This is a genomic window from Bradyrhizobium sp. UFLA01-814 (assembly GCF_046718885.1).
Lineage (GTDB): Bacteria > Pseudomonadota > Alphaproteobacteria > Rhizobiales > Xanthobacteraceae > Bradyrhizobium > Bradyrhizobium elkanii.
The window spans coordinates 17,798-26,906 of record NZ_JAQOSR010000002.1; the positions used below are offsets into that span (position 1 = coordinate 17,798).

Here is a 9,109-nt window from a genome sequence, read left to right on the forward strand (position 1 = left end):
TGAGCGTCACCGGGCCTTGCAGGTCGATATAAAAAGGCGGCCCGCGGGCCGCCTTTTCTCATTTATCGTTGTGGTCGCGCTTAGCCGCCATTGCCGCCGATCACGGCGCGCACGGTGTTGTCGGGGCCGAAATCCTCGGCGCTGTCGACATAAAGCAGCGCGGAGAGCTTCGATCGCGCGCGGTTGACGCGGCTCTTGATGGTGCCGACCGCGCAGCCGCAGATCGCCGCGGCATCCTCGTAGGAGAAGCCGGACGCGCCGACCAGAATCAGCGCCTCGCGCTGGTCCTGCGGCAGCTTTTCGAGCGCGGCGCGGAATTCCTCGAACTCCAGATGCGCCGCCTGCGAAGGCTGGCTCTTCAGCGTCTTGGCATAATTGCCCTCGGCATCCTCCACCTCGCGCCGCCGCTTCCGGTAGTCGGAGCGAAACAGGTTGCGCAGGATGGTGAACAGCCACGCGGGGAGGTTCGAGCCGGGCTGAAACGAGTCGATGTTGGCGATCGCGCGCAGCAGGGTCTCCTGCACCAGATCGTCGGCGCGGTCACCATTACCGGACAGTGAGATCGCGAACGCGCGCAGGCTCGGGACCGACGCAAGGATATCGTCGCGAAGTTCATTCGTGAGAGGCATTAGTCCCCTCCATTGTTCTTGTCGGTATCGCCCCCGGCGACGGCCGCCGCCGCTGCCTCCGGCCCGTCGAGTTTGCGGATCAGCTCCGCAAAGCGGTCGGGTACGCCCTGCCGCACCACGTCATCGTACATGGCGCGAAGCTGGTGGCCGATTCTCGATTGAATCTCGGCGTTGAGACCGCCCTGCTTCTTTACTTCCTTCATGATGTGATCCACGCTTCCCCGGGAGTTAAGTCTCTGATTTCCAAGTCGTTTCCTCGAAAAAGGAGGCTGGCCGCGTTGCCTCGTCGGTCAGGAGCTAATGCGAAGTTGCGCAGAAAGTTCCGGAATGCTGGAACTATTTCGTGGAACTTTTTCGGCTTTCGCGCGTAGTCGGGCATGCAGGGGAACCGGGGGCGCCCCAGAACTGGATTCTGGCGCCCCCAGACAACGGGTTTCAGGCCACCAGGCCTCACGAACAAGGATGGAGTGGGAATGTCCCGATCGCAGATCGTTGCCGAACACCTTCCGCTGTTGCGCCGTTACGCTCGCGCACTGACCGGAAATCAGGCGTCGGGGGACGCCTATGTCGGGGCCATGCTCGAGGCCCTGTTGCAGGATGGATCGTTGCTGGACCAGACCCACGGGCCGCGCGCCGGCCTGTTTCGGCTGTTCACCCAGATCTGGAATTCGGTGTCGGTGAACAACAACGACAATGCCGACGTAGCGACGCTGTCGCTGCCGCCGGAGCGGCGGCTGTCCAACATCACGCCGCTGCCGCGCCAGGCCTTCCTGCTGCTGTCGCTGGAGGGCTTTTCGGAGGAGGAGGTCGGCTACATTCTCGGCACCGACATCGCCGAGACGCGCAAGCTGACCGATGCCGCCGGCCGCGAGATGGCCGCCGAGATCGCCACCGACGTCCTGATCATCGAGGACGAGACCTTCATCGCCATGGACCTCGAGAGCCTGGTGAAGAATCTCGGCCACAACGTCATCGGCGTTGCGCGCACGCATTCCGATGCGGTGGCGCTCGCCAAGAACAAGAAGCCCGGCCTGATCCTCGCCGATATCCAGCTCGCCGACGGCTCGTCGGGCCTCGATGCCGTGAACGAGTTGCTGCGGACCTTCGAGGTGCCGGTGGTATTCATCACCGCCTATCCCGAGCGCTTCCTGACCGGCGAGCGGCCGGAGCCGGCATTCCTGATCTCAAAGCCGTTCCAGCCGGCGATGGTGTCGGCGGTGGCGAGCCAGGCGCTGTTCTTCCAGCGCAACTCGCGCAACCGCACGCCGCGCGCGGCGTCGGCATGAGCTGAATTTACGCAAGCGTCCAAATCCAGGCCGGCGTGCCGAAAGGTACGCCGGTCTTTTTTTGAGCAAGTCTTCGATAGCGACGTTACTTCGGCGTCACGCGGACCGGCATTGTGCTGAGCGCCCGCAGGCCCGAGCTGTCGCGGAAGGCTGTGGGGCCTGCAATCTCGAGCTGCTTGACGCGGCTGGCGAGCGCTGTGATCACGGCCTCGGCTTCCAGCCGCGCCACCATCTGCCCGACACAGCCGTGGATGCCGACGCCGAAGCCCATATGTCCGGAGAGCCGCCGTCTGACGTCGAACCGGTCGGCATGCTCCCAGCGCGTCTGGTCGCGGTTGGCGGAGGCGAGCAGCAGCAGCACCTTCTCGTGCTTGCCGATCCTGACGCCTGCAATCTCGGTGTCATGCGGCGTGGTGCGGAACACGAACGGCGCCGGTGAATCGAAGCGCAGGGTCTCGTCGAATGCCGCGCGCGACAACGACGGATCGGCTGCAAGCAGCGACCATTGCTCGGGATGGCATGCAAGCGTGTACAGCGCCATGCCGATCGCGCTGATCGTGGTGTCGAGCCCGGCCGAGAGCAGCGAACGCACCAGCAGCGGCGCTTCCTCCGCGCTGATCTCGCCAGCGTCGGCCGCCTCATAGACCAGCGCGCCAAAACTGCCCGGGCGCAGCGCCTCGCGCTGGCAGCGCGCCGCGACCCAGGGCAGCACGCGGGGTGCCTGCTGCATCAGATCGCGAAAATAGTCGTTCTCGGGCCCGAAGCCGGCGAACACCATCGCGCCATAGGTCAGGAAGTTCTCGCGGCCCTCCTGGTCGATGCCGAGCGCGTCGGGAAACACGCTGACCGGAAACACCTCGGCGATGTCCTTGATGGCGTCACACGATCCGCGTTCGACCAGCCCGTCGATCAGCCGCGTCGCCGTCGCCTTGAAGTCATCGGCAAGCCGCCGCATCGCGCCGGGCGAGAGGATCCGCGCCAGCACCGCGCGGGTTCGCGTGTGCAGCGGCGGATCGGCTTCCAGCACGATGCTTGGCGGCCGCCACGGCTTTTCCTTGAAGTGGTTCGCAAGCCCCGCGCCGCCGGCGTTGCTGAAATTGACATGGTCTCCGAAGATCGTCTTGACCTCGGCAAAGCGCGGCACCGCCCAGATGTCATATTTGGTCAGGCGGACGACCGGTGCCGCGGCACGCAGCTCCGCATAGGTGCCGTAGGGATCGGCCCGCGTCGCCGCGCTGAACGGATCGAAATCGCTGCGGACAATTTCGCCTGCAAGGGGGCTCGCAAGGGAGCTCGCAACTGGGCTCACATGGGTGCTCATCGGATCCTCCCGTCTTGTCATTAGTTAATTGACCATAGTCAATTAACTTGCATATTGCAAGGGCGGGGTTGCCATCGGGGCGGGTGCGCGGCATGGAGGCGCGAGGCGGATGGGGATGTCGATCGTGGAGCGAGCCAAAGGCGCACGGCGCTTTCAGCGCAGGGCGCGCCAGGAGGCCGACAAGGAGGCGCTGAAGGCGCTGATCCTGGAAACCGCGCGCAAGGAGTTCGCCGCCGGCACGCTGGAGACCGTATCGATCCAGAAGATCGCCGACGCGATCGGCTACTCGAAGGGCACCGTCCTCAAATATTACCCGACCAAGCTGCTGCTGCTGCTCGCGGTGAAGCAACAGAACCTCGAGGCGGTGGCTGAACGCCTCGAGCGGGTCCGCGCGGAGACGGCCGACAGCGAGCTGCGGCTGCGGCGCGTGATGGAAACCTATCTCGATTACTGGGCCGACAATCCCGATCACTTCCGCTCGCTGTTCTCGATGTCCGGTACGATCGAGGACCGCCGATTTCCCGACGGCGTCTATTTCGGCGAGACCGAGATCGCGCGCCGAAGCTACGAATTGTTCGTGATCTCAGTGCGGGAATTTCTGGCGGCACATGGCGCCGAGCCGGCGCCTGGCCTGCCGCAGCGGCTCGCGACCGCGCTGCTGGCGGCGACCCACGGCGTGGTCGCGCTCACGCTCGGCACGCCGACCATGAAACTGCCCGACATGCGCGGCACCGGCCGCCTGCTCATCGCAAGCCTGATCGATGCCTGGACGGCCAGGCTTGCCGCCGCGCGGAAAAGCGACGGCTGGCCACGGGTCACGATCGGCACCTTCGCCTGACGGAAGGGTATACGAAGGTCGTCGCCCGGTTATTCGCGCGTGCCACGCGGCCCCGCATACGCGACGCGCCCCTCATACGCGAAGCGATGTGGAATCCCGCGCCTTCGCCTGCTAAGCGCGGCCCATGGATACGACGCAGCGCGATAGAACGGTGGGCTTTCTCTGCCTGGTGGTGACGGCGTTCGGCTGGGCCCTGAACTGGCCGCTGATGAAGCTGTTGCTGCAGCAATGGCCGCCGCTGTTCGCCCGTGGGCTTGCCGGCACCTGCGCGGCGGTGATCCTGGCAACGCTGGCGCTGGCCCGCGGCCAGTCGCTCGCCGTGCCGCGCGAGGCGGTGCCGCGGCTGCTGTTTGCCTCCTTCACCAATGTCTTCGCCTGGATGGGCTTTGGCACCATCGCGATGAAATTCGTCACGGTCGGCGAGGGCGCGCTGCTCGCCTACACGATGCCGATCTGGGCGATGCTGTTCGCATGGCCGGTGCTGCACAGCCGCCCGACGCTGCGGGATCTTGCGGCGCTGGTGCTCGGCGTCGCCGGCGTTGCGCTCTTGCTTGGCGGCAATGGCTTTGCGTTCAGCGCCGACAAGCTGACCGGTATCGCGCTGGCGCTCGCCTGCGCCATCCTGTTCGCGCTCGGCAACGTGCTGAATCGCAAGCCGCTGCCGATGCCGCCGCTCGCGGTGGTGGCCTGGCAGGTCGGCATCGGCTGTCTCGTGATGCTCCTGCTCGGCATTTTCTTCGAGCATCCGAACTATGCCGCGATCACGCCGCTCGGCCTCGGTTGCTTTGCCTACATGACGCTGATGCCGATGGGCATCTGCTATCTCACCTGGTTCGAGACGCTGCGCCGCCTGCCGCCGACATCGGCGTCAACGGGCATGCTTCTGGTGCCGGTCATCGGCGTGGTGTCGGCCGCGATCATTCTTGGTGAACCGCTGGGGCTCCGCGAGATCGGCGCCATGGCACTGACGCTCGGCGGCGTGACGCTGGCGCTGCAGCGGGCCTGATGCGAGGCAGGGAACGGACATCGGCGCATTGCGTTCTCCCGAAAAGGGAGCTTGGCCATGCGCAAAGCGATCGCGCGGCTTGATGCTGAGCAGAGGGCGCAACTGCTTTATCTCGCGGATCTCGGCACGGCGACGTTCACGTCGGCCCTCGTGGTGTGCAGCCTGAAGGCGATTGTGGACCTGTTCGCCGCCGGTTGATCGCCACCATGCTGCCAACGCGCCGTCATTCCTCCTGCGGCGCGTCGCTCTGGGTGTGCCCATCGGGCCCCCGGTCGAACACCCCATAATCGCTCGATTTCACTCCTGCCGCCCCGTCGGTGCCAATGCCGGCCAGACCGAGCTTGAGCAGCTCGCGGACCGCCGCAGCGCGGGTCGGCATGCGGTGCTTGAACCGGAAATCGTCGAGGGCTGCCAACTCCTCTGGCGACAGCATGACCTGAAGCCGTTCAGCGCGAAGCTCATTCATCGCAAAACACCCAGACTTAGCTTGTTGAGTAATTTGCTAAACCGCCAAACTCGCGTGCGGTTCCTCCGGTTGAGACAAAAACGCTGATTGAGTATAATTAACAAATGAAATCAATAACTTAGATAAAAAATTTGGGAACGATCCGGCCACCCGTCTCGTTATGTCGCTGGAGAGATGCCCATGGCCAACCAAGTCAAGCTTCCCCGCAAGCTGTCCGATGAGCCGGAGGCCCCGAAACCGCGGCGCCCGAGCCACGCGAAAGTGATTGAGCAACTGGACCGCTGGGCCAACAGCCCCGGTCTTCAACCGCCAAAGGTCGATAATGCAGAGGACGATTCAAAAGCGGAAGCGATCTGAACCCCACACATTCGAGCAGCGCCTCGAGGAACATCGCGTGCGACTTGAAAGCCTGCTCGCTCAATTGCCGCGTGGTGTCGAACGCGAGCAGATTGTCGCGCGCATCGAGCAACTGCGAACGGCCGTTGAGCTGAACGCGATGCTGTCGCAACAGGCGTGAGCGGCCACGCGGGTCGCTCAGCATCCGCGGCAGATTGAAATTCAGCTTTGCCTTGAGGGCGGGATCGTCCCGCGGCGGAACCGGATTGCTTTCCGTGAAGGAGGGCGCCGGCATCGCTCCGAAATTGAATGGCACGGTCAGAACGGCAGTATCGTCCCTCACATCCGCGGGCAGCGCAGCAAAGGGTTAAGCCCGTTCGACGATTGCCAATGCCTCTGCGTCTATCACAGGGATGCCGCTGCTCTCGATAAGCCAACTCGACACGAGATGACCTGCGCGGTCGATCCTGAAGGCGACTGTGGCGGTGCCACCCTGCCCACGCGCGAGTGTCGGTGGATAACGCCGGGCCAGGCGCAGACGGATGGAGATATCCTGCTTCCATGCCACGACTGAAGGGGCGACCTGCGGGGCTGCACTGTCCTCAGCGATTGCGGGAGCTGTGGCAGCAACGAGCAAAGCAATACAAACAACGAGCCGTCGCAACATCTAGCGAGTTGGTCCACTTTGATAATCTGCAGTTCATTCTATTCGCGCTTTGGTTGATTGCAAGTCGTGCAACTCGTTATGCGCCGGAGATCAATCAAGCTCCTGAAAACATCTTGCCCGCATCCGCCATGCACCGTAGCATCGCCACGTTGATGGGGATGGAGTCCCCCGATAACCGCCGCGAGGCTGATGACTCCTACCGGGCGCGACAGCGTCGGTAGGAGCATGTGCCACCGCCGACCCGCCGTGTCCCGCGAATGAGAAGGGACAGCGCATGACGGGTCTTCCTGGTTCACTCTCAATCGCATTGTCGCTGGTCGGGTCGATCTGGCTCGTCGGTGTCGTCGCCTTGCTGGTCGACGCGCCGGGCGAGCTGGTTGCCGCGGCCTTCGTGTTTGGGGTGCTGGCGGGCTTCGTCGAATGGCGGGCCGGAAAGGCGGAGCATTGAACGTTCAGTTGTTGGCGGCGGTCGCGATCGGCGGTTCGCTGGGATCGGTCGCGCGCTATCTGGTGGCGATCGGCGCGGGGCGCCTGGTCGGCGCGGAATTTCCCTGGGGCACGCTGGTGATCAATATCGCGGGCTCGTTCCTGATCGGCGTCTTCGCGGAGGCGTTCGCGCTGAGCTGGAACGCCAGCCAGGCGATGCGGGTGTTTCTCACCGTCGGCATTTGCGGCGGCTTCACCACCTTCTCGACCTTCTCGCTCGATGCGATCGTGTTGATGCAGCGCGGCGAGCTATGGCCGGCCGGCGCCTACATGGCAGCCTCCGTTGCGCTTTCGATTCTCGCGCTGTTCGGCGGCCTGCTGCTGGTGCGGGCGTTCACGACTTGATGGTCAGCTAAGCGGTCGCTGTTCCGTCATCCTGAGGAGCGCGGAACGCGCGTCTCGAAGGATGCACGGCCAGGCTAGTGGCCGTACATCCTTCGAGGCTCGCTTCGCTCGCACCTCAGGATGACGGGGCGAAATTGACGAATGGATATACCGGTCCCGCTAGGCGCTAATCAGTCGCACGGCGGCCGGTGCGTGGATTGAGCGGTGCGGTCGGCGGCCGTCGTAGCGCTTCGGGCAGGAACGGTTCGTCCCGCCGAGGCGAGGGGTCGGCACGCACATCGGCGGCCCATTGCGCGCGTTCGTGCGGCGTCTGGTTGTCGTTGAAGGTTCGCTTCACATCGACCCCGCCGACGGGATCGTTGACGCCGTTCCGGCTGGCGGGACGGTCGACGCCGCTGTGGATGTCACTGGAGTTGCCCATCGCGGCCTCCGAACTCGGTTGATCAAGCTCTGATCTGGATAAACGTGGCCCGCGCAGGCGCCGTTCCAAACAAGCGCCGTTCCAAAAAAGTGAAGGGCCGGAGGTACCGTCTGCCGCCCGGAATCCTTGGCGCGTCCGGGACCAGCCGGTAGGATGGAACCCGAATGGTAGCCAGGAACCAAGGGAAAGACCAAGGAATGAAGCACGTCGACGTCGCGGTGATTGCTGCCACGCTGTGGCTGCTGGCGTCGATGGTGCTGGACATCGTGACGCCGAAATCGATCACCGCGCTCATGATCGCGGCCGCGCTTGCGCCGCCGTTCCTGATCGGGATCGGCATCCATTTCGCACGCCAATATTTCAAGGCGAAGCGGCGCAGCTACCCGTCACCGCGGTTGGACGAACACTTCGAGAACTAGAGCGTTTTCGAGCGAAGTGGGCACCGGTTCGCGTGAAGAAAACGCGTCAAAACCAAAATCCAGAGCCCGTTCGATTTAATCGGTGCGAGGCTTCGGCGGGGCAGGGCTGCGGGCGGGGCCGCACGTGCTGCATTGAACTGCGCAGATGGCTTGCTAAGCTTATGCCATGACCGAGCAGCTCCCCGATACGATCAGCCGCCTCTACACCGACCCAGGCGAATATGTCGACAGCGACCATCCCGCCGTCGAGGCGTTCGCCCGCGCCGCCGTTCCGTCTGACGCCAGCGCGCGCGACAAGGCGCGCCGGCTCTACACCGCGGTGCGCGACGGCATCCGCTACAACCCCTATGTCAGCATGCGCTCGCCCGAGAGCTACCGGGCCTCCAGCGTGCTCGCCGCCGGCAATGGCTACTGCGTCGGCAAGGCGGCGCTCTATGCCGCTGCCTGCCGGGTCCACGGCATCCCGGCGCGTGTCGGCTTCGCCGATGTGCGCAACCACCTCACCACCGAGAAGCTGCGCCAGAGCATGGGCTCGGACCTGTTCACCTGGCACGGCTTCACCGACGTGTTCGTCGACGGCGCCTGGCGCAAGGCGACCCCGACCTTCAACGACACGCTGTGCGCCAAGCTCGGCGTCAAGCCGCTCGATTTCGACGGCCACGCCGACGCGCTGCTGCATCCCTTCGACGGCGAAGGGCGCGCCTACATGCAGTATGTCAACGACCACGGCAGCTATCACGACGTCCCCGCCAAATTCCTGATGCGCGAAATGGCGCGCGAATACGCCAACATGCAGGGCGAGGATCTCGCCGGCCGCGACATGGAGCGCGAGGCGGCCGAGCAGTAGCGGACGTGTGAGCCGATCGCGCGCCGGCTGAGGGGGCGGTGT

At 64.5% G+C, this 9,109-nt stretch carries 16 protein-coding genes and 1 riboswitch; of the genes, 10 read left to right on the forward strand and 6 right to left on the reverse strand.

All coding sequences use genetic code 11. The features are described from left to right. Positions 1-80: 80 nt before the first annotated feature. Positions 81-629: a sigma-70 family RNA polymerase sigma factor gene (locus PMN64_RS00720; protein ID WP_016847265.1), complete on the reverse strand. Its 549-nt coding sequence runs from the start codon at positions 627-629 to the stop codon at positions 81-83. Beyond that, positions 629-832 (reverse strand): NepR family anti-sigma factor, encoded by a 204-nt coding sequence (locus tag PMN64_RS00725; RefSeq protein WP_018269610.1) that lies wholly within the window; start codon positions 830-832, stop codon positions 629-631. The genes PMN64_RS00720 and PMN64_RS00725 overlap by 1 nt, the downstream gene beginning before the upstream one ends. A gap of 270 nt (positions 833-1,102) precedes the next feature. Here PMN64_RS00725 and PMN64_RS00730 point away from each other — a divergent pair, with 270 nt between their 5' ends. Further along, a complete protein-coding gene (locus tag PMN64_RS00730; RefSeq protein WP_016847263.1) occupies positions 1,103-1,915 on the forward strand; it encodes a response regulator in 813 nt (270 codons plus the stop codon). 85 nt (positions 1,916-2,000) lie between these two features. Here PMN64_RS00730 and PMN64_RS00735 read toward each other — a convergent pair whose 3' ends face one another. Further along, positions 2,001-3,236 carry a cytochrome P450 gene (locus tag PMN64_RS00735; protein ID WP_411779250.1) on the reverse strand — a complete coding sequence of 412 codons (1,236 nt, stop codon included), beginning with the start codon at positions 3,234-3,236 and terminating at the stop codon, positions 2,001-2,003. A 115-nt stretch (positions 3,237-3,351) separates the two neighbouring features. Between PMN64_RS00735 and PMN64_RS00740 the strand changes: the two genes are divergently transcribed. The 3 genes from PMN64_RS00740 to PMN64_RS00750 all read left to right on the forward strand — a co-directional run bounded on the left by PMN64_RS00740 (position 3,352) and on the right by PMN64_RS00750 (position 5,278). Beyond that, positions 3,352-4,074, forward strand: a complete 723-nt coding sequence (locus tag PMN64_RS00740) for a TetR/AcrR family transcriptional regulator (protein ID WP_411779251.1) — start codon at positions 3,352-3,354, stop codon at positions 4,072-4,074. Positions 4,075-4,198: 124 nt separating this feature from the next. Then, complete coding sequence (locus PMN64_RS00745; protein WP_411779252.1) at positions 4,199-5,080, forward strand: DMT family transporter; 882 nt, start codon at positions 4,199-4,201, stop codon at positions 5,078-5,080. Positions 5,081-5,137: 57 nt separating this feature from the next. Continuing rightward, positions 5,138-5,278 (forward strand): hypothetical protein, encoded by a 141-nt coding sequence (locus tag PMN64_RS00750; RefSeq protein WP_411779253.1) that lies wholly within the window; start codon positions 5,138-5,140, stop codon positions 5,276-5,278. Positions 5,279-5,303: 25 nt separating this feature from the next. Here the strand turns inward: PMN64_RS00750 and PMN64_RS00755 are convergent, their stop codons facing one another. Then, complete coding sequence (locus PMN64_RS00755; protein ID WP_304498479.1) at positions 5,304-5,546, reverse strand: hypothetical protein; 243 nt, start codon at positions 5,544-5,546, stop codon at positions 5,304-5,306. Between the two features lie 180 nt (positions 5,547-5,726). On the opposite strand from PMN64_RS00755, the gene PMN64_RS00760 reads away from it, so the two are divergent. Then, positions 5,727-5,903: a hypothetical protein gene (locus PMN64_RS00760; protein ID WP_196238195.1), complete on the forward strand. Its 177-nt coding sequence runs from the start codon at positions 5,727-5,729 to the stop codon at positions 5,901-5,903. Positions 5,904-5,940: 37 nt separating this feature from the next. After that, the gene (locus tag PMN64_RS00765; RefSeq protein ID WP_411779254.1) at positions 5,941-6,063 is read left to right on the forward strand and encodes a hypothetical protein; all 123 of its coding nucleotides are present in this window, start codon (positions 5,941-5,943) and stop codon (positions 6,061-6,063) included. Positions 6,064-6,249: 186 nt separating this feature from the next. On the opposite strand, the gene PMN64_RS00770 is transcribed toward PMN64_RS00765, so the two are convergent. Then, the gene (locus PMN64_RS00770) at positions 6,250-6,549 is read right to left on the reverse strand and encodes an energy transducer TonB (protein ID WP_411779256.1); all 300 of its coding nucleotides are present in this window, start codon (positions 6,547-6,549) and stop codon (positions 6,250-6,252) included. A gap of 145 nt (positions 6,550-6,694) precedes the next feature. Next, a riboswitch (Fluoride riboswitch) is annotated at positions 6,695-6,755 on the forward strand. A 68-nt stretch (positions 6,756-6,823) separates the two neighbouring features. On the opposite strand from PMN64_RS00770, the gene PMN64_RS00775 reads away from it, so the two are divergent. Next, on the forward strand, positions 6,824-6,997 hold the full coding sequence (locus PMN64_RS00775; RefSeq protein WP_155258614.1) for a hypothetical protein: 174 nt from the start codon (positions 6,824-6,826) through the stop codon (positions 6,995-6,997). Then, a complete protein-coding gene (gene crcB / locus PMN64_RS00780) occupies positions 6,994-7,380 on the forward strand; it encodes a fluoride efflux transporter CrcB (protein ID WP_411779257.1) in 387 nt (128 codons plus the stop codon). The genes PMN64_RS00775 and crcB overlap by 4 nt, the downstream gene beginning before the upstream one ends. Before the next feature lie 166 nt (positions 7,381-7,546). Here crcB and PMN64_RS00785 read toward each other — a convergent pair whose 3' ends face one another. Beyond that, positions 7,547-7,801: a hypothetical protein gene (locus PMN64_RS00785; RefSeq protein WP_411779258.1), complete on the reverse strand. Its 255-nt coding sequence runs from the start codon at positions 7,799-7,801 to the stop codon at positions 7,547-7,549. Positions 7,802-7,998: 197 nt separating this feature from the next. On the opposite strand from PMN64_RS00785, the gene PMN64_RS00790 reads away from it, so the two are divergent. Continuing rightward, entirely contained in the window at positions 7,999-8,220 is a 222-nt protein-coding gene (locus PMN64_RS00790) for a hypothetical protein (RefSeq protein WP_016844392.1), read from the forward strand. Between the two features lie 166 nt (positions 8,221-8,386). Beyond that, the gene (locus tag PMN64_RS00795; protein WP_310883142.1) at positions 8,387-9,067 is read left to right on the forward strand and encodes a transglutaminase family protein; all 681 of its coding nucleotides are present in this window, start codon (positions 8,387-8,389) and stop codon (positions 9,065-9,067) included. The last annotated feature ends 42 nt before the right edge of the window (positions 9,068-9,109 follow it).

Coding starts and splice junctions, on each gene's coding strand:
- PMN64_RS00725 (WP_018269610.1), bottom strand. CDS start 832: ATGAAGGAAGTAAAGAAGCAGGGCGGTCTCAACGCCGAGATTCAATCG.
- PMN64_RS00750 (WP_411779253.1), top strand. CDS start 5,138: ATGCGCAAAGCGATCGCGCGGCTTGATGCTGAGCAGAGGGCGCAACTG.
- PMN64_RS00740 (WP_411779251.1), top strand. CDS start 3,352: ATGTCGATCGTGGAGCGAGCCAAAGGCGCACGGCGCTTTCAGCGCAGG.
- PMN64_RS00755 (WP_304498479.1), bottom strand. CDS start 5,546: ATGAATGAGCTTCGCGCTGAACGGCTTCAGGTCATGCTGTCGCCAGAG.
- PMN64_RS00795 (WP_310883142.1), top strand. CDS start 8,387: ATGACCGAGCAGCTCCCCGATACGATCAGCCGCCTCTACACCGACCCA.
- PMN64_RS00720 (WP_016847265.1), bottom strand. CDS start 629: ATGCCTCTCACGAATGAACTTCGCGACGATATCCTTGCGTCGGTCCCG.
- PMN64_RS00770 (WP_411779256.1), bottom strand. CDS start 6,549: ATGTTGCGACGGCTCGTTGTTTGTATTGCTTTGCTCGTTGCTGCCACA.
- PMN64_RS00785 (WP_411779258.1), bottom strand. CDS start 7,801: ATGGGCAACTCCAGTGACATCCACAGCGGCGTCGACCGTCCCGCCAGC.
- PMN64_RS00745 (WP_411779252.1), top strand. CDS start 4,199: ATGGATACGACGCAGCGCGATAGAACGGTGGGCTTTCTCTGCCTGGTG.
- PMN64_RS00760 (WP_196238195.1), top strand. CDS start 5,727: ATGGCCAACCAAGTCAAGCTTCCCCGCAAGCTGTCCGATGAGCCGGAG.
- PMN64_RS00735 (WP_411779250.1), bottom strand. CDS start 3,236: ATGAGCACCCATGTGAGCCCAGTTGCGAGCTCCCTTGCGAGCCCCCTT.
- PMN64_RS00730 (WP_016847263.1), top strand. CDS start 1,103: ATGTCCCGATCGCAGATCGTTGCCGAACACCTTCCGCTGTTGCGCCGT.
- PMN64_RS00790 (WP_016844392.1), top strand. CDS start 7,999: ATGAAGCACGTCGACGTCGCGGTGATTGCTGCCACGCTGTGGCTGCTG.
- PMN64_RS00775 (WP_155258614.1), top strand. CDS start 6,824: ATGACGGGTCTTCCTGGTTCACTCTCAATCGCATTGTCGCTGGTCGGG.